The organism is Actinoallomurus sp. NPDC050550 (assembly GCF_040655075.1).
GTDB lineage: Bacteria > Actinomycetota > Actinomycetes > Streptosporangiales > Streptosporangiaceae > Actinoallomurus.
The window spans coordinates 160,606-177,799 of record NZ_JBFAJC010000018.1 but is presented as its reverse complement, the minus strand read 5'-3'; the positions used below and the strand labels follow the sequence as shown (position 1 = coordinate 177,799).

At 71.4% G+C, this 17,194-nt stretch carries 19 protein-coding genes; 11 read left to right on the top strand and 8 right to left on the bottom strand.

Annotation, left to right across the window (positions count from 1 at the left end; all coding sequences use genetic code 11):
- The first annotated feature begins 9 nt into the window (after positions 1-9).
- The 3 genes from AB0I04_RS25145 to AB0I04_RS25135 all read left to right on the top strand — a co-directional run bounded on the left by AB0I04_RS25145 (position 10) and on the right by AB0I04_RS25135 (position 1,711).
- Complete coding sequence (locus AB0I04_RS25145) at positions 10-525, top strand: FBP domain-containing protein (RefSeq protein WP_360888872.1); 516 nt, start codon at positions 10-12, stop codon at positions 523-525.
- 249 nt (positions 526-774) lie between these two features.
- A complete protein-coding gene (locus AB0I04_RS25140) occupies positions 775-1,467 on the top strand; it encodes a choice-of-anchor P family protein (RefSeq protein WP_360888869.1) in 693 nt (230 codons plus the stop codon).
- Between the two features lie 94 nt (positions 1,468-1,561).
- The gene (locus AB0I04_RS25135) at positions 1,562-1,711 is read left to right on the top strand and encodes a hypothetical protein (RefSeq protein WP_360888866.1); all 150 of its coding nucleotides are present in this window, start codon (positions 1,562-1,564) and stop codon (positions 1,709-1,711) included.
- Positions 1,712-1,714: 3 nt separating this feature from the next.
- Here AB0I04_RS25135 and AB0I04_RS25130 read toward each other — a convergent pair whose 3' ends face one another.
- Positions 1,715-2,323 carry a TetR/AcrR family transcriptional regulator gene (locus AB0I04_RS25130; protein ID WP_360888863.1) on the bottom strand — a complete coding sequence of 203 codons (609 nt, stop codon included), beginning with the start codon at positions 2,321-2,323 and terminating at the stop codon, positions 1,715-1,717.
- Positions 2,324-2,382: 59 nt separating this feature from the next.
- Between AB0I04_RS25130 and AB0I04_RS25125 the strand changes: the two genes are divergently transcribed.
- From AB0I04_RS25125 to AB0I04_RS25110, 4 genes are all read left to right on the top strand, one after another.
- Positions 2,383-2,859 (top strand): hypothetical protein, encoded by a 477-nt coding sequence (locus AB0I04_RS25125; RefSeq protein WP_360888860.1) that lies wholly within the window; start codon positions 2,383-2,385, stop codon positions 2,857-2,859.
- Complete coding sequence (locus tag AB0I04_RS25120; RefSeq protein WP_360888857.1) at positions 2,801-4,027, top strand: cytochrome P450; 1,227 nt, start codon at positions 2,801-2,803, stop codon at positions 4,025-4,027. The genes AB0I04_RS25125 and AB0I04_RS25120 overlap by 59 nt, the downstream gene beginning before the upstream one ends.
- Positions 4,028-4,070: 43 nt before the next feature.
- Positions 4,071-4,532, top strand: a complete 462-nt coding sequence (locus AB0I04_RS25115) for a hypothetical protein (protein ID WP_360888855.1) — start codon at positions 4,071-4,073, stop codon at positions 4,530-4,532.
- A gap of 150 nt (positions 4,533-4,682) precedes the next feature.
- Positions 4,683-4,889: a hypothetical protein gene (locus AB0I04_RS25110; RefSeq protein ID WP_360888853.1), complete on the top strand. Its 207-nt coding sequence runs from the start codon at positions 4,683-4,685 to the stop codon at positions 4,887-4,889.
- A gap of 17 nt (positions 4,890-4,906) precedes the next feature.
- On the opposite strand, the gene AB0I04_RS25105 is transcribed toward AB0I04_RS25110, so the two are convergent.
- The 5 genes from AB0I04_RS25105 to AB0I04_RS25085 are packed head-to-tail and all read right to left on the bottom strand — an operon-like array spanning position 4,907 to position 10,644.
- The gene (locus tag AB0I04_RS25105; RefSeq protein WP_360888850.1) at positions 4,907-5,275 is read right to left on the bottom strand and encodes a signal peptidase I; all 369 of its coding nucleotides are present in this window, start codon (positions 5,273-5,275) and stop codon (positions 4,907-4,909) included.
- A 24-nt stretch (positions 5,276-5,299) separates the two neighbouring features.
- Complete coding sequence (locus AB0I04_RS25100) at positions 5,300-5,830, bottom strand: UTRA domain-containing protein (RefSeq protein ID WP_360888847.1); 531 nt, start codon at positions 5,828-5,830, stop codon at positions 5,300-5,302.
- 59 nt (positions 5,831-5,889) lie between these two features.
- Positions 5,890-6,168, bottom strand: a complete 279-nt coding sequence (locus AB0I04_RS25095; RefSeq protein ID WP_360888844.1) for a hypothetical protein — start codon at positions 6,166-6,168, stop codon at positions 5,890-5,892.
- A 22-nt stretch (positions 6,169-6,190) separates the two neighbouring features.
- Entirely contained in the window at positions 6,191-8,878 is a 2,688-nt protein-coding gene (locus AB0I04_RS25090) for a hypothetical protein (RefSeq protein ID WP_360888841.1), read from the bottom strand.
- Positions 8,875-10,644, bottom strand: coding sequence for an HSP90 family protein (locus tag AB0I04_RS25085; RefSeq protein ID WP_360888838.1), 1,770 nt, complete (start codon positions 10,642-10,644; stop codon positions 8,875-8,877). The genes AB0I04_RS25090 and AB0I04_RS25085 overlap by 4 nt, the downstream gene beginning before the upstream one ends.
- A 155-nt stretch (positions 10,645-10,799) precedes the next feature.
- Between AB0I04_RS25085 and AB0I04_RS25080 the strand changes: the two genes are divergently transcribed.
- From AB0I04_RS25080 to AB0I04_RS25065, 4 genes are all read left to right on the top strand, one after another.
- The gene (locus AB0I04_RS25080; protein WP_360888836.1) at positions 10,800-10,961 is read left to right on the top strand and encodes a hypothetical protein; all 162 of its coding nucleotides are present in this window, start codon (positions 10,800-10,802) and stop codon (positions 10,959-10,961) included.
- A 268-nt stretch (positions 10,962-11,229) separates the two neighbouring features.
- Entirely contained in the window at positions 11,230-12,198 is a 969-nt protein-coding gene (locus AB0I04_RS25075; RefSeq protein WP_360888833.1) for a pyridoxal-phosphate dependent enzyme, read from the top strand.
- Positions 12,199-12,831: 633 nt separating this feature from the next.
- Positions 12,832-14,676 carry an acyclic terpene utilization AtuA family protein gene (locus AB0I04_RS25070; protein WP_360888831.1) on the top strand — a complete coding sequence of 615 codons (1,845 nt, stop codon included), beginning with the start codon at positions 12,832-12,834 and terminating at the stop codon, positions 14,674-14,676.
- 212 nt (positions 14,677-14,888) lie between these two features.
- Positions 14,889-15,377 carry a pyridoxamine 5'-phosphate oxidase family protein gene (locus AB0I04_RS25065; RefSeq protein WP_360888828.1) on the top strand — a complete coding sequence of 163 codons (489 nt, stop codon included), beginning with the start codon at positions 14,889-14,891 and terminating at the stop codon, positions 15,375-15,377.
- A 12-nt stretch (positions 15,378-15,389) separates the two neighbouring features.
- On the opposite strand, the gene AB0I04_RS25060 is transcribed toward AB0I04_RS25065, so the two are convergent.
- Both AB0I04_RS25060 and AB0I04_RS25055 read right to left on the bottom strand, forming a co-directional pair.
- Positions 15,390-16,085: a TIGR03943 family protein gene (locus AB0I04_RS25060; protein ID WP_360888825.1), complete on the bottom strand. Its 696-nt coding sequence runs from the start codon at positions 16,083-16,085 to the stop codon at positions 15,390-15,392.
- On the bottom strand, positions 16,082-17,095 hold the full coding sequence (locus AB0I04_RS25055; RefSeq protein ID WP_360888822.1) for a permease: 1,014 nt from the start codon (positions 17,093-17,095) through the stop codon (positions 16,082-16,084). Before AB0I04_RS25055 ends, AB0I04_RS25060 begins: the two co-directional genes overlap by 4 nt.
- Positions 17,096-17,194 lie beyond the last annotated feature (99 nt).

The following is a 17,194-nucleotide window of genomic DNA, read 5'->3' as shown; positions in this document are numbered from 1 at the left end:
TGCGGCCTTATGAGACCGATCGGTGAGAGCGACATACGAGGCTCCTTCGTCAACTGCTCCAAGGGGGAGGCGCGCAAGCTTCACCTGCCTCGGGGTCTGGCCGATCTGCCATGGAACGACCTGGACTTCCTCGGCTGGCGGGACCCGGGAGCGCCGGACCGCGGCTATCTGATCGCCGAACGAGGCGACGGGCTGATCGGGGTCACGTTGCGCGTCGCATCCGAGACCCGCAGGAGCCTCGTGAAGACGACGGTCTGTTCCCTCTGCCTGACCTCACATGCCGGGTCGGGGGTCTCCCTCTTCGCCGCGCGCCGGGCGGGCGCCGCCGGGCGTGACGGCAACACGGTCGGCACCTACATCTGCGGCGACCTGGCCTGCCCCCTCTACGTACGGGGCAAGAAGAAGTCGGCGCTGGTCACACGGTTCACCGAGTCGCTCAGCATCGAGGAGCAGGTGGACCGGATGCGCACCAACCTGGACGCCTTCCTGGACGAGGTCGTACGCGAGAAGACGACGCGAGCCTGACCTCGTACCGGACCACGCGTCGTCGCACAGCCGGTCCGAAGCGGGGAACGGTCGCAGCGGTGCGTCCGAGCGTGCAACCCGCGACGGGGGTCGCGCGTAGTGGAAGGGCGGAAGGCGCCCGCCTGAGACGTACGGTCCCCGGCGGTGGTCTTCCCCTTCCTTGGCCGTCCGCCGTCAACCGCGCAAGGAGGAGGGCGGCCGCGTCCGATCCGCGCTCACCGCGCGGACGTCTTCCCCGAAGGAGTCACCTTGCGCTTGACGCGTCTAGCCGCCTCGGCGGCCATCGCCGGTGCGCTGGCCACGCCCCTGGCCCTGACCGGAACCGCCTCCGCCGCGACCGGCACCGGCTCGGCCTTCGGCCTGGCCGCCACTGGTCTGGTCGCCATCCCCCAGACCCCCGCCGTCACCGCCACCGCCGACAAGAGCCTGGTGAGCCTGCCGGCCAACCCCCTCATCGACGTCAAGGTCCTGCACGTCACCGCCAAGCCCGCCTTCGCCCGCGCCAGCGTGGTCGACCTGGAGGTCGCCAAGGCCGCCCTGACCGCCCACCTCGTCACCGCCACCTGCAAGGGCGGCACCGGCGCCTCCAACCTGGCCGACGCGCGCATCGGCGACCGTCGGCTCGCCGCGTACGCCGCGCCGAACAGCGCGCTGAGCATTCCCGTCCAGGGACTGGGCACCGTCGGGGTCACGCTCAACAAGCAGGTACGCAACCTGGACGGCAGCCTCACCGTCACCGCGATCGAGGTCCGTCTCACCGACGCCCAGACCATCAGCGTCTCCTCCGCCACCTGCAGCGCCGGCACCCCCGGCCGGCCGCCCACCCCGCCGCCCGGCCATGCCACCGGCAAGCCGATCCCGGCGCCGACCGATCCGACCACGCCTCCAGGCCAGGCGCCCAAGCCCACCCCCGTCCCCGGCAACCTGCCCGTCACGGGCTGAGCGGCGACGGCCCGGCCTCGGGAGGGGACCAGTGCACGGGTCCCCTCCCGACCCCGGACGTCCTACACCGGCGATCCGGCCATAGGTCGGCGCAATGATCGCTTCCGTTCTCGCCGCGATCGATGCCGGCTCGCGGATCGGCCGCGGCGAGCAGCGTACGCCGGATGTGGCGGCCACCAACGCGCACGACGCGTACCACCACGAGTGGGACATTCGCCGCACGTTGGAGTCGGCACCGAACTGACGATCACTGGCTTCGCAGGCCACCGATACTGCGGCGAATCAGCTGGGACCACTCATTGCGAACCCGGGGCCTGTCGGCCTCGGGTGTCTCGGTGAGCGCCATGCCGGCCCCGCCCAGCATCCAGAACGCGAACCTGACCGTGGTGTCCAGGCTCTCCGTCGCCGGCCAGTAGCCCGCCTCGATGAGAGAGCGGAGGAAGTGCTCGACCACGCCGTAGGCGTATTTCTGCTCGCACTCTCGCCAGCGGTGCCAGCCGAGCGCGGTCGGCCCCTCCTGCCAGACCAGCCGCCCGTACGTCGGGTCGCAGCACTTGTCGAGAAAGGCGTCGAGACCAAGGATCGCGGCCTCCCAGGGATCGGTCTTGCTCGCGGCGGCGGAGGCGACCTCCTCCATGGCGCGCTTCTCCTGTGCCTCCAGCACGGCCTCGAAGAGGGCCTGCTTGCCGGCGAAGTGGTGGTACACCGCGCCGCGGGTGACCTGGCTGGCCGCGGCGACCTGTTCCAGGGACGTTCCGGCGTACCCGTGCTCGGCGAAGAGCGCGGTCGCCTCTTCGAGGAGCGCCGCCTTCGTGGCTTCGGAGTACTGCTCACGGCGGCCCTTGACACCGGACATACTCTAAGTCTAGCTACATACACTGTGTATGTGACCGACGATGAGTAGGTGAGTGTGCCATGACCGAATGGGAACGGGCTCGGCGGAGGTATCGGCTGGTGCACGACCTCGCCGCCGCGTTCGAGAAGAAGGGCCCGCGAGCGCTCGCGGAGCGGCAGCACGAGGTGGTGGCCGAGTACGGGGATCTCGACCACTTTCTGCGTGATGTCCAGCGGCGCTACCTCACCGCGGCCTACACCCAGTTGGACGAGGTCATCGAGGTGGCGTCCGGCGACCCGAAGACGGCGGTCGCCGACGCGCTCGCCGCGGTCGCCGAGGTGTACCCGGCGTTCCAGCGGCTGCTGGAGGAGTACGCCGATCACCCCGCGCTCGCCGAGGGAACGGCCCGCTTCCGGCATGCCGTGCTCAGCGCGACCGGCGTGGATCCCGCCGACCTGACTTCATACCGTCCGTACCAAGAGGTGAAGGGGATCAGCCATGCCCGAAAGTCCGCCTTCTGCGCCGCTCTTCGACCCGTTCGCGCCTGGCTTCACTGACGACCCCTATCCGCAGTACGCCGCGGTGCGGGAGGCCGCGCCGGTGTACGAGCATCCGTTCGGGTTCTGGCTGCTCACGCGGTACGAGGACGTCGCATGGCTACTGCGGGCGGGCCTGTCGGTCGAGGACGACAACGTCGCCGACGGCCCGCTGCGGCAGGTGCGGGCGGAGACGTACGGCGACCGCTCACCGCGTTCGAACGCGAAGTCCATGCTCGACCGGGATCCGCCGGACCACACCCGGCTGCGCAGGCTGGTGTCGAAGGCGTTCACGCCCCGGGCCGTACGCGCGCTGCGGCCGCGCGTGACCGACCTGGTCGACGGCATGCTGGCCGAGATGGAGCAGGCAGGGCGGGTGGACCTCGTCGAGGCCCTGGCGTACCCGCTGCCGTTCGCCGTGATCGCCGAGATGCTCGGCACGCCGTCCTCCGACCACGAGCGCATCCGGGAGCTGACGGGCCTGGTCGTACGGTCGCTCGAACCGGTCGTCGACCCCGACCTCATCGCGTCCGTCGTCGCCGCGGAGGAGGAACTGAACGGCATCGCCGCCGAGATGATCGCCTGGAAGCGCGCCAATCCCGCGGACGACCTGCTCACCGCCCTCATTCACGCGGAGGACGAGGGCGCCGTGCTCGACGATGACGAACTGGTCGCCCAGACGCTGCTGCTGTACATCGCCGGCCACGAGACCACCGTGAACCTCATCGCGGGCGGGACGCTCGCGCTCCTCCGCCACCCCGGCCGCCTCGCCGCGCTGGCCCAGGACCCCGGCCTGGTGCCGAACACCGTCGAGGAACTGCTGCGCTACGACAGCCCGGTCCAGGCGAGCAGACGGATCACCCTGGAACCCATCACCGTACGGGACGTCGAGATCCCCGCCGGCGCCTTCGTGATGGCGAGCCTCGCCGCCGCCAACCGGGACGAGCGGTTCTGGGGACCGGACGCCGGCGAGCTCCGCCTCGACCGGGAGAACGCGCATCAGCACGTGTCGTTCGGCGCGGGCCCGCACCACTGCCTCGGGGCGTCGCTGGCCCGGATGGAGGCGTGCGTCGCGTTCGAGCGCCTGGCGGCCCGCTTCCCCGCCCTGGCACTCGACGGCGACGTCGTGTGGAACGGCCGCATGAACCTCCGCGGCCCGGCCCACCTTCCAGTGTCCGGAGGCCGATGAGCATACCTTTGAATTACTTCAAAGGTGCGCTAGTCTGGGAGGTGTGAGCACCACGAAGGTTCCCTTTTCGCAGCTCATCCAGCAGCCCGCCAAGACCGTCGCCAAGCTGGAGGAGGCGCAGCAAGTGCGACTTGTGCGCCGCGACGGAGAAGACCTCGTCCTGGAGACGGCCAATCGAGCTGAGGCCGCCGCTGCGGCCATGACCGCCACGACTCGTCTGTTCGTCTCGCTGATGAAGCAGGATGAAGGGGCGCGGGCATTGCTCATGGCGCTACCCGACGTGTTCCCCTGGGTGAAGTTCTTGCCGACCGAAGACGTACGGGCCTTCCTGGTCGAGCTGGTGGACACCGCGAACGCCTGTGCGGAGCTCGACACGCTCGCACCGCTGGAGACTGTCGTGGAGGCGTGGCGGAGCACCGCCAGGATTCATGCCGACCCGGAACTGCGTGCGAAGCTGACCGAGCCCTTGGACGGTACCGACTACGGCCCCGTCTCCGTCGACTGAAGACCTATGAGCCCGAGGCGTAAGGATCCCGTCGCGCCTCCGCCCGTCGGCCAGGAATGGGATGTCCGGTTCGGTACGAGCGAAGCGGCGAAGGGCTGGCCTGAGCTCGCCAAACAGGCGCCATCGAACACGCGTGAAGCATTCGAACTCATGCGAGCGAATCCGCGGCCGCCAGAGGACCGCAGACATAAGCGACTGCGCGGCGAACTGGCCACCCACCAGTTCGAAGGACGCCCGCTGGAGCAATGGCAGATCGAGGTCACCGGCGGCGGGCGTATCTTCTACCTGGTCGACGACGAGAAGCGGACCGTGTGGGTGGTCACGGCGTCCTGCGGGCATCCGAAAAAGACCGAGTAAGTGCCGAGGAGAGTGTGTCAGTCGGTGGGGATCGCGTAGCCGGGGATGGACGGCCAGCGGATCGTCATGACGACCGACTCCTCCTCGGCGTGCCAGGAGTGGTCGACGCCATGGCTCCACACGACGTAGTCGCCCTGCTCGGTCAGTACGACGTCGCCGTCGGGGAACTCCATGCGGAAGCGTCCGCTGATCAGGACGAGCAGGGCGGTGCGCTTCTCCTCGGTCGCCCACCGCGCCCGCCGGTCGCCGCGCGGGTGCACGCCCCACTTGATCTCGACGTCGTCGCTGTGCCGGATGTCGCCGACCGGCTTGAAATGCCCGAGAAGCCAGCCTCGATCACCGGCCGCGTCCACTGCGGCCTTACCCACGTACACGTTCTCCACCACGGTGCGCGACCGTAGCAGCACTCCTCAGAGGGCGTAGTCGTCGGTGAACCCGTACGTCTCGCCGGGGAACGCCAGGTCCACGACGAGCACCCGCCGGCCGGCGTCGTCGCCGACGATGGCCCGGACGGCCAGCACCGGGGCGTTTCTGGGCAGGCCGAGGGCCTTGGTCTCCGCGCTGGTGGCGCGCCGGGCGGTGAGGTGCTCGGTGACGTGACCGAGGTCCCGGCCGGTCGCCGACCGGATCGACTCGCAGACGCTCGCTGCGGCCGGAGCGAGCCCGTCGAGCCCGGTCGCGTGGGCGACGTCCGGGTCGAGCCAGAGCCCGATGAACGCCGTCGGCTCGTCATCGTCCAGCACGACCCGCTGCCGCAGGACCAGGGGCGCGCCTTCGGGTACGCCGAGCATCTCGGCGATGTCGGAGCGCGCCGGGCGTTGCTCGACGTAGGTGACCTCGCCCGGTTCGTTGGCTTCGACGCGGTCGAGGAGGTCACGGACCGGCCGCCGCCCGCCGGATCCGCCCGCCGAGAACGGGGTCGTTGCGCCTTCTGTGGTCACAGCGGATCTCCCGATCGGATGGACGACTACCGATGCCTAACCTGACACAGCGGACCCGGTCAGGGGCGTCCGGGGCCGATGCGCCGCATCAGCACGCCCTTGTGGGCGGTCTCGAGCCGCCAGCTCACCGGCTCCCACCCGCGGGTCTCCAGCGTCTCGACGCACTGGAGCAGAAGCGGCAGGACCCCGGCCACGGGTGCGCTCGTCATGCTGCGGGCGGGCACCATGACGAACACATACCGATGCGGGCAGCCGTCGAGCATCGTCGGATCCTGAGCGAGATCCTCGCCGAGGACGTACCGCTCCTCGATCAGCCGGCGCTGCTGCTTCGGGTTCACGATCGGTCTCCTAGGCCAGAGGTCACTCGGACGTGTCACCGGCGCCCGCGCTCGCGGCGACCAGGTCGGCGCGGAGGCTCTCCGCGGCCGTGGCCGGCTCCTTCTGGTCGAGTGAGGTGAAGGCGGCGGCCGCTCGCTCGGCTCCGGCGATCGCCTCGTCGAAGCGCTCCAGCGCGCCGAGGATGCGCGCCTCGTCGAAGTCGATGAGGGCCGTCTCCCAGGTCAGCGCGGCCGGCTCGTCCTCGGGCAGGGCGGCGAGCGCGGCCCGTGCGTTCGCCATGGCGGCGAGGCCGTCCTCCGTCCGTCCGCTCCACATCACGCACAGGGCCTGTCGGCGCAGGGCCTGCACGGTCCCGTACGGGTCGCCCCCTGCCGTGGACGCCTCGGCCGCCGCGGCGAAGCGTTCGGCGGCGGTCGCGTCCTTGTCGAGGCGGCTCAGCAGGTCGCCGGCCTCGACAAGGAGGCGGGCGGCCACGGCGGGCTGTTCGGCGCGTTCGCCCTCGGCCAGGCGGGTGAAGTTGTCGGCGGCGGCCTCGAGCTCGCCCAGTTCGCGCTGGGCGTTGGCGAGGAGGTAGCGGGTCCGCCGCACGGCGTCGGTGTCGCCGTGCGCTTCGAACAGCGGCAGCGCCTCCTCGGCGGTCTCGGCCGCCTCCAGGAACCGGCCGGTGTCGAGGTAGGCGACGCACAGGTCCTGCCGCGCGTACGCGGCCTGGTGGTGGGAGCCCTCGGCGGTGAAGACCGCGACGGCCTCGATCAGGTCCTCGGCGGCCTGGGCGGCGTCGCCGCGCGCCAGCAGGCGACCGCCCCGGACGGCGTACGCGCTCGCGCGGAACGCCGGCATGTCGGCAGGGGCGTTGGTGACGGCCTCGGTGAGCAGCGCGTCCGCCTCGGCAGCCTCCTCCTCGTCCTCGCTCGCGGCCAGCCGCTGACCGAGGAGGAGAGCGGCCTCGGCGAGGGCCGCACTCTGGCCGCTCCGCCGGTAGCCGTCGGCGGACCGCCGGAGCGCGGCGATGACCTCCGCCTCGCGCCGGGCCGGGGCGAGGATGCGGGCGCGCGTCATCTCCAGGTCGGCGAGTTCGTCGAGGTCGTCCACTGCGGGCGCGCCGTCCAGCAGGGCGAGGGCCTCCTCGATGCGGCCCGCCTCGCCGTACGCGGCGGCCAGCCGGCCTCGGGCGGCGAGAGCCCGCCGGGGGTCGGTCGCGTCGGCGTCCAGCCAGGCGACGGCGGTCTGCAGCAGGGGCAGGCCCGCGTCGGCCTGGCCGGTCTGGCAGAGCACCGCGGCGTACCTGCTGGTCGCCGCCTGGGCGCGTTCCTCGTCCCCGCCCTGGGTGTACAGGTCCGCGGACCGCCGCCACACGTCCACCGCGCCCTGCGCGTCCCCCGCGAGGAGACGTTCGAGTCCTTCGCCGTCGACGCGGCGGCCCTGCTGGACGAGGGTGAGGTCGCCGCCGATCGCGTCGACGCGCCGCCAGGCGGCGAGCGCCGGGGCGGACTCGCGACGCCTCCAGTGCCGTTCGGCCACGTCGAGCAGCCGGTCGACATCGTCGATGGCCGTGAGGTCGTCCTGGCGCGGGGCCGGAGTTGCGGGCGGCGTCGCGGTGCGGCGCGCGTACGGGGTCAGCGGGAGCTGCTCGACCAGCGGTTCGGCGTCGAGCAGTTCTTGGATGAGGCGGCCCTGCTCGGGCGTGCCGTTGCGGGCGTCGAACCGCGCGGCGACGTCGAGGGCGTGCCGGGTCAGCTCCTCGCGCAGTTCGGCGGCCGGGACCTCGCCGGCGGGCCGGTCGCCGTGGGCCGGCCGGCGTACGGTCACGTCGCCGTGGCCGATCTCCGCGAGCCGCCGGAGCAGCAGCGCGCCCGCGGCGGCGAACCGCATGCCCTCGTACGGGGTCGGAGCCCGGTCGAGCCAGCCGAGGTGACGTTCGAGGAGTTCGAGGCTGCGGGCCTCGTTGCCGCTGAGCGCGCAGAACTCCAGGTGCACGCCGATCCCCCACAGCTCCGCGATCCGGTCGCGCTGGGCGCGGTACGCGCGGCGGTGGGCGTCGGCGGCGGCGTCGAGGCGGCCGGTGCGGAGGAAGACGGGGAGCAGTTCGGTGAGGATCGTCTGCGGCTGCTCGTCGCAGCCGAGCTCTCCCCTCAGCAGCGGCTCGGCGAGCGCGACCGCGTCCTCGTCCCGGCCGCGCGCGGCCAGGTAGGACACCTTCATGCTGGGGTCACAGCCCTCGCAGTCCGACAGCCGCGTGCGGGGAGCCGCGTGCCACCGGGTGTACGACTCGTCGGCGGCCTCCGCGCCGTGTACGTGCTGGGTGACGAGCGTGCGGCACATGTGGACCGGCTGCAGCCCCTCGCCGGCCAGCTGGTACCGGCGTTCCATGTCGTCCAGCACCGCGAGCGTACGGTCGAGCGGGATCTCCGGGAACTTCGTCAGCCCGGTGACGGTGGACTTGAACCCCCAGTAGAGGAGGTGCTCCTCGCCCCAGTCCGGGTTGCGGTCGTAGTCGCTGAGGCAGCGGACGAACACCGCGAACGCCTTGGCCCGCTCGCCGCTCTGGACGTACTCCGTGCGCAGGTGGTTGCGGATCCGGTAGGCGAGGCGCTCGTCGCCGGCGGACTCCGCCTGGCGCAGCGACTCCTCCACCATGATGGTCCGCGCCTGGCCGTACGGCAGCTCTCCGGCGCGGTTCATCAGCTCGATCGCTTTAGCAACAGTCACGGGCCCTCCGGGGTGGGGTCGTGGACGGCCCAGTCGAGCAGGCCGAGGAAGGACCGGTTGAGCACGGCGGTGTCGGCGGCCCGCAGGGGGTGGTGGCCGAGCAGGAGCGCCTGGCCGTAGAGGGCCTGGACCGCGAGCTCGATGAGGCCGGTCTCGGTCAGTGCGGTGATGCGGCGGGTGAGCGGGTTGCGGTGGTTGAGGACGAGCTGCGGGCGGTCGCTCGTGGACGCCATCCCCTCCAGTGCGCCCAGAACGTCGGACCACAAAGCGTCGGCGGACTCCCGCGCCTCGCGCAGCTCGGCCTGGTGGCGGGCGGCCCGGCTGGTCATGTACAGCGCGGGCAGCGACGCCGGGTCGAAGTCGCGGACGACGACCTCGCAGCCCAGCGAGTCGACGGCCCGCTGCGCGACGGCCAGGAAGGGGCGCAGCGCCAGCTCGGTCTCGGGGTCGAGCACGCCGAAGTGGGAGGTCAGCTCCGACGGGTCGAGCGGCCGCAGGACGGCGTCGGGGTCGATCGCCGGCAGCCGTTCGATGAGGTCGGCGTCGTAGACGTAACCGCCGTTGACCAGCGGCACGCCCTGCGCGCCGGAGACGGCCGCGAGGCGCCGGAACTCGTCGAGGTCCGCGGTGTAGCGGCCGTCGCGGTGCCGGGTACGGAACTCGGCGAGTGTCATCGGACCGGCGGACGTCTCGAACTCCAGCCACCGGTCGACGATCCGCAGCATGTCGTCGTCGCGCAGCGCCATCGCCTTGACGCCCAGGTGGTGCAGGCGCAGGAAGGCGCGCAGCCGGGCCGGGTCGGTCTCCGACAGCCGTACGAGCCACTGCCGCACCTGCCGTCCGAGCGCGTCGCGGGTGGCGTCGAGCAGCTCGTCCTCGTACAGGGCCTCGCGCCCGGCCGTAGGCCGCAGCTCACCGGCGTCGACCACGCAGCGGACGAAGAACGCCCAGTCAGGGAGCAGCCCCTCGACACCCTCGGCCAGCAGCATCCGCTTGAGGTAGACGCGGTGCGCGCCGCGCGCGGTCGGGGTGACCGGCTGCGGCAGGACGAAGGCGACGCCGGTCAGCCCGGCCTCGGGGACGTCCAGGTCGATCACGTCGAACGGCGCGAACCCGAACAGGTGCCGGCAGTACTCGTCGAGCGCCGCGCGGCGACGCCCAGGGTCGGGGTACGCCGCGCGCCATGGCGGGCCGTCGCCGGTGATCCGCCGCCCGTCGACGGTCAGCTCGACGGGGAGCAGCTCACCGTACGTCGCGGCCAGTTCGGTGACGGTCGCGGCGGTGAGCCAGTCGCTCGCACCGTGCCGGGCCCGCAGGCTCACGGTGGTGCCCGGCTCGTCCCGGGTGCCGGGTTCGACGCGGTAGCGACCGTCGGCGAAGCCGGTCCACCGCACGGGCTCGCCGCCCCGGGCGGAGCGGGTCACGACGGTGATCTCGTCGGCGACGAGGAACGCCGACAGCAGGCCGATGCCGAACTGCCCGAGGAAGTCGTGCCGGGCGAGGCCGAGCTCGTCGCGCTTGGAAGACCGGCCGATCGTCGCCAGCAGCTCGTGGACCTCCTCCTCGGTCAGGCCGATCCCGTCGTCGTGGACCCGGAGTTCTTCTCCGGTCTCGATCCGGATCCGCGCCGGGCCATCGCCGCGAGCGGTGCTGGCGTCGACGCCGTTCTGCAGCAGTTCTCGCAGGTAGACGCGGGGACTGGAGTACAGGTGCCTGCTCAGTAGGTCGACGACCCCGCGCAGATCGACTTGGAACGCCTGGTCCACCCCGTTGACCTCTCATCGATCGGCATTGCTGCCGATCACCCTAATGGCGGCCTATCCGGCACGCCTTCCGATATCGCGAGACGGAGCGTAGGGAGATGCGGGGCGGGTATGGGTGTCGTGCCCCGTCATGGGGTGTTCGGAGCAAGGAGGCGGACATGGGGGAGCCGCGCGAAGCACAGCACGCGAAGCGAGACGTCGGGGGCGTGCCGCCGACATCGACGGAGGCGGAGACGCCCGTCGAGGAAGAGGACCCGGACAGCGGACCCAGTACGGGCCCGGCCCATCCGGAGGACTTCAGCCCGGACGACTTCGAGTGAACGCCGCCCCGGCCGGTGAGGTCGGGGAACGGAGCGGGCGGTGAGCGGCGGGTGGGTCCAGCCGCTCTCTGCTGTGAAACCCGGTCGGCCAGTCGGTCCTCGGTCGCCGCTGACCCGTGAGGCCCGCTCTTACCTGCGGCTCGGCTCGCCACCCTCTCTATTCGCGCTCATTCCCCGCAAGCCCGGAGCTATAGATTGATCTGGCCTATTGGATTCCTCGAAACCATCGATTGGACTGATCTATCCTCGACGCGCCACGCTGGAGGACATGACCGACCTGTCACTGACCGACGTCCTGCGGGCCCGCCGGACCATCGAACCGCATCTGCCGCCGACTCCCCTGTGGTCCTTTCCCATGCTGAACGACGTCGTCGGCGCCACCGTGCACGTCAAGCACGAGAACACCCAGCCGACCGGCGCCTTCAAGGTGCGGGGCGGGATCACGCTACTGGCGGGCATGCGGCCGGAGGCGCGCGAGCGCGGCGTCCTCGCGTTCTCGACCGGCAACCACGCCCAGTCGATCGCCTATGCCGCACGCCTCTTCGGCGTCCCGTGCGTCATCGTGATGCCGGAGAACCCCAATCCCGCCAAGGTGGGCGCGGTCCGGGCCCTCGGCGCCGACGTCGAAGTGCACGGCCGGGGAATGAGCGAGGCGCAGGAGTACGCGGAGAAGGTCGCCGCCGACCGCGGGATGACGCTGATCGGCGTCGCGGAGCCGGAGCTGATCAGCGGGGTCGGCACGCTGTACCTGGAGATGTTCGAGGCGGTGCCCGATCTCGACGTGCTGTTCGTGCCCGTCGGGGGAGGCAGCGGGGCCGCCGCGGCGTCGCTCGTCGCCGCGGCCGTCGCGCCGGCATGCCGGGTCATCGCGGTGCAGTCGGAGTCCTCGCCCGCCGCGTACGACTCCTGGCGGGCCGGCGCGTGCGTCACCCGCCCCAACCGTACGGTCGTCGAGGGGCTGGCGACCGGACGCGGGTTCGACCTGCCGCAGCAGATCATGCGTGCGCGCCTGACCGACTTCGTGCTGGTCTCAGATACGGAGATCCGGAGCGCGCAGCGGCTCCTGCTCACCCATGCGCACACCTTGGCCGAGGGGGCCGGAGCGGCGGCGCTGGCGGGGCTGCTCGCCCGCCGCGACGAGTTCACCGGGCGGCGGGTCGGGCTCGTCTGCACGGGAGGGAACGCGTCGGCGGCCGAAGTCACCGAGGTGCTGGCCGCGGCCGACCCTGCCGGCTGAGCCGGATTCGGTGGCCGACCGAGTTCGTTGCGGCGGCCAGGCGAGTAGGTGGGCCTAGCATGAAAGCGCGCGGCCGACAATAGGGCCGCCGCATCAGCATGATCGGGACTCGCGGCTCATTTTTCGCGCCTATCCCCAGTGTTACTTTCTGCGGAACATCTCCGCTGAAGGTGAAGGGTCGCGCGTTGAGTTTCAAATATGTTACGGCAGGTGCGGCGGCCGTCGGCGCCTCCATGATCGGTGTCCTGCTCGTGTCCGCGCCGGCGGAGGCGAGCACGTATCCGCCCCTCGGAAAGAAGACCCTCAGCCGACCGTACTCGAGGAGCTACTGCCATTATTCCAAAGAATTATGGGAAGGGGATCGACAAGGGCGGGAAGATCTGTCTGAACGCCGACGCCGGGGTCACGGCGTACATCGGCAACACGTCCGACACGGTGAACAGGCCGGTGTCGGTGTGCGTTCCAGCGTCGTACGCATAGAGAGTCGATCCGGGCCCAGGGCGTCGGCGGTCAGCCGGTCGCCCCACACGGACCGGTCCGATGGGGCCGGGCGACCGTGCGGTAACTTCGCCTTTCGGGGCAGGTACGAGGCGATCCTGTCCTCGTACAGGCGACGTCACCCGGGAGCAGCCCATGAACCGGCCGGTACGAATCGCGAACTGCTCCGGCTTCTACGGTGACCGGCTCACCGCCCTCGCCGAGATGGTGCGCGGCGGCCCGGTCGACGTCGTCACGGGTGACTACCTGGCCGAGGTCACCATGCTCGTGCTGGCGAAGAACCGCCTCAAGAAGCCCACCGGCGGGTACGCCACGACGTTCCTCCGTCAGCTGGAGCCGGTGGCCGCCGAGATCGCCGAGCGCGGCATCAAGGTCGTCGTCAACGCGGGCGGCCTCGACCCGGCCGGGCTCGCCCGGGACACCCGCGCGCTGCTGGCCGAGGCCGGAGTGGATCTCACGGTCGCGCATGTCGAGGGCGACGATCTCAGCACCCGCCTGACCGAGCTGGCGGCCGAGGGCCACGACCTGGCCCACCTGGACACCGGGAAGCCGTTCACGAGCTGGGACCATGAGCCGCTGACCGCCAACGCGTACCTCGGCGGGTTCGGCATCGCCGCGGCCCTCCGGGGTGGCGCCGACATCGTCATCACCGGCCGGGTCGCCGACGCGTCGTTGGTGACGGGGGCCGCCGCCTGGTGGTGGGGCTGGTCGCCGGACGACCACGACGCCCTCGCCGGGGCGGTCGTCGCCGGGCATGTGATCGAGTGTGGGGCCCAGGCCACCGGCGGGAACTTCTCCGGATTCACCGCCATCCCCGACCTACGGCACCCCGGTTTCCCGATCGCGGAGGTCGACCGCGACGGCACGAGCGTCATCACCAGGCACGAGGGCACCGGTGGGGCCGTCACGGTCGACACCGTCACCGCCCAGCTGCTGTACGAGATCGGCGCGCCGGGCTACCTCAACCCGGACGTGGTCGCCCGGCTCGACACCGTCCGCCTGGAGCAGGAGGGTCCCGACCGGGTCAGGATCGGCGGCACGGCCGGGCAGGCCCCGCCACCGACGACCAAGGTCGCGGTGACCGGGCTCGGTGGCTGGCGCAACGGCTGCACGTTCGTGCTGACGGGACTGGACATCGACGCCAAGGCCGCGTTGGTCGAACGGGCCGTGCACGCGCGCCTCGACGGCGACCCCGGCATCACCGACCTGCGTTTCACCCGAATCGGGCTGCCCGCGACGGACCCGGCCGACCAGATGGCCGGCTCCAGCCTTCTCCACGTCGCCGTCGACGGCGACCAGCACAGCGCCGGGCGCGCGTTCTCCGCGCTCTGTGTCGAACTCGCCCTCTCCAGCTATCCCGGGATCTACGGCATGGGCGTGCCGACGGCCGGCTCCGCGTACGGCGTCTACTGGCCGACGCTCGTCCCCCAGCGGATCCTGCGGCACACCGTCGTGCACGCCGACGGACGGCAGGAGCTCATCCCCGCCCCCGCCGACCCCACGGAGATCTCGGCTCCGACCGAGCCTGCGGAGTTCCCCGCTCCCGCCGAGCCGGTGGAGATTCCCGCACCTGCCGAGTCGGCGGCGATCTCCGCTTCCGCTGAGACGGCCGGCTCCGCGAAGGAAGACCCGTACGAGCCGGGACCGACCGTCGAGGGGCCGCTTGGCCGCCTCGTACATGCCCGGTCCGGTGACAAGGGCGGCAACGCCAACGTCGGCCTGTGGGTCTCCGATCCCGAGGCCTGGCCGTGGCTCGCCGCCACGATGACCGTCGACCGGCTCCAGGACCTGCTGCCCGAGACGCGCGGGCTGACCATCGAGCGGCACGTCCTGCCGAACCTGCGCGCGGTCAACTTCGTCGTCCGGGGCCTGCTCGACGGCGGCGCGACCGAGGCGCGCCGCTTCGACACCCAGGCCAAGGCGCTCGGCGAATGGCTGCGCGCCCGCCACGTACCCCTGCCGGAGCGCCTCCTGCGATGAACTCGGGCACCGAATCCGAACGGCGCCGGCGCACGGTGGCGTCGCTGGAGCTCGGCGTGCTGCTCGCCCTCGTCGGTGGTTTCCTCGACGTTAGCGTATGTTATCCATACGCCACCGTACAGAAGGATGCTTCATTCTTGTCCATCAGGTCGGTCCCGTGAAGCACGGTCTGAAGTGTGGTGATCTTCAGGGTGGATGGGGAGTGGTGACCGGTGTCCGGTGAGTTGCTCGATGTGGCGTTGGAGCTGTTGCGCGCCAACCCGTATGGGTTCTTGACCACGGTGGACGATGGGCAGCCGCATACTCGGCTCGTCCAGCATGTCGGTGTTGATGCCGACGGGACCGTGTGGATCGGGACGAGCCCGGCGTCTCGTAAGGCAACCGAGATCTCACGTCATCGGATGGTGTCTTACGCGGTCGAAGACAGGGCCGCTTTCGCCTACCTGTGCCTGCATGCGGACGCCGAGTTGGTGGGCGACAGGACAGAACGGGTAGCTCGGTGGCAGGACGGATTGAAGGCCTTCTTTCCGGACGGCCCGGCCGGGAACGACTTCGTGCTGATCCGGTTGCGTCCGCACAGAGTCGAACTCATGGACTTCTCCCGCAAGATCCATCCCGACCCCTACGGGCTGGTCCCCGCCGCCGCCGAGGTGAATGGACGGCGCCCCCGGCCCGCGTCCGCCCATGGCGGTGGGCGGTGAGACCCGTACGGCTCATTCGTAGGGATCGCGCGGGGCGGGGACCTCGGTGAGGCTGGTGGCTTGCAGCTCGGGGACGCCGTCGGCGGAGCGCTGGAACGTCCCGGTCACCGTGACCCACTGGTCGCGGGCGGGGGGCCGGCCCGTCGTGCCCGTGACGCGGACAACGCTCGCGACCGCGTCGGCGGCGCAGCAGGCGATCTGGTATCGGGCGATCTGGAAGCCGGTGCGGTCGTTCGCCGGAGTGATGAACCCGGTCAGCCGTACCGGCGTCGCGCCGAAGCTCGCGCCGCCGTGGTCCGCAGCGCGTTCGTCGAACTCCAGGAGCGTCATCGGCACCGTACGGCCGGCGGGAAGCGAATCGAAGGTGCGCCCGGAACTGCTGACGGCGACGGCGGCGCTGCGGCCGACACCGAAGCTGCCCAGCGCGGGCGGTGTGACGAGCAGCAGCGCCAGGACGGGCCCGAGCAGCAGCCACCCGGCCCGGTCGCCATGGTCGTGGTCGTGCCCGTGCGCGTCGACGGTTCGGCGGCCGAATCCCAGGGCCCGGACGACGCCGACGAGGCCGAGGGCGACGAGCAGGATGCCGGCGACGAGCAGCACGTCGCCCATGCCGCTCCGGACGTACTTGGCGTACGCGCCGCTCAGCGCGAGCCGTACCATCATCGCCCCGACGAGCAGGACCGTCGTCGCGCGGGCGTCCTCCGTCACAGGAGCCACCACCCGACGAGCCCGGCGCAGGTGACCGCGACCACGAACGTCGCGAGCGAGAACCGCCACGCGAAGCGGGTGCCGAACGTCCCCGCCTGCAGCGCGAACAGCTTGACGTCCACCATCGGCCCGACGACGAGGAACGCCAGGCGCGCGGTGAGGGAGAACTGCTTGAGTCCCGCCGCGACGAAGGCGTCCGCCTCCGAACAGAGCGCCACGACCACGGCCAGGACGCCGAGCACGAGCAGCGAGAGTGGGCCGGTGCCGGCGACGGAGTCGATGACGTTCCGGGGTACGAGGGTCTGGAGGGTGGCCGCGGTGCCCGCCCCGATGACCAGGAATCCGCCCGCCTGCAGGAAGTCGTGCTGCGCGGTCGCGAGGAACACGCCGAGCCGGGGGCCGTCCTCCTCGCCGTGGTGCGTACGCCTCGGGGTGATCAGGTCGTCGCGGCCCAGCGCGATCCACAGCAGCCCCATGACCACCGACGCGGCCAGGCTGGCCAGGAATCGCGCGACGACCATCGCGGGACGGCCGGGGAACGCGACCGCCGTCGAGACCAGCACCACCGGGTTGATGGCCGGCGCCGACAGCAGGAACGCGAACGCCGCCGCGGGCGTCACGCCGATGGAGACGAGCCGCGCGGCGACGGGAACGGAGCCGCACTCGCAGCCGGGCAGCGCCGCACCGGCCGCCGCGGCGGCGGGCACCGCGAGCGCGGGACGTTTGGGCAGTAGCCGGGCGATCAGACCGGGCGGCACGAACGCGGCGATCGTCGCGCTGACCGCGACGCCGAGCACGAGGAACGGCAGGGCCTGGACCGTGATCGCCACGAAGACGGTCGCCCAGTTGGCGATGGCGGGGTGGCCGAGCAGCCCGGTCAGCACCGGCCGCAGCACCACGGCGGCGACGATCAGCGCGGTGACCAGCGGCAGCCCGGCACCGCGCGCACGGCGGGGCGCGGCCGCGTCCGCGGCGGGAGGGGCCTCCGAGGTGGAGGCGGGGGTCGGCACAGGCCGCAATCTATTCGCCCGCGCAAAATGGTCACAACACGAGGTCACGCCATGAAAACGAATTAACCCGGCGGCTTCCCGGCCGACACCGGATCATGG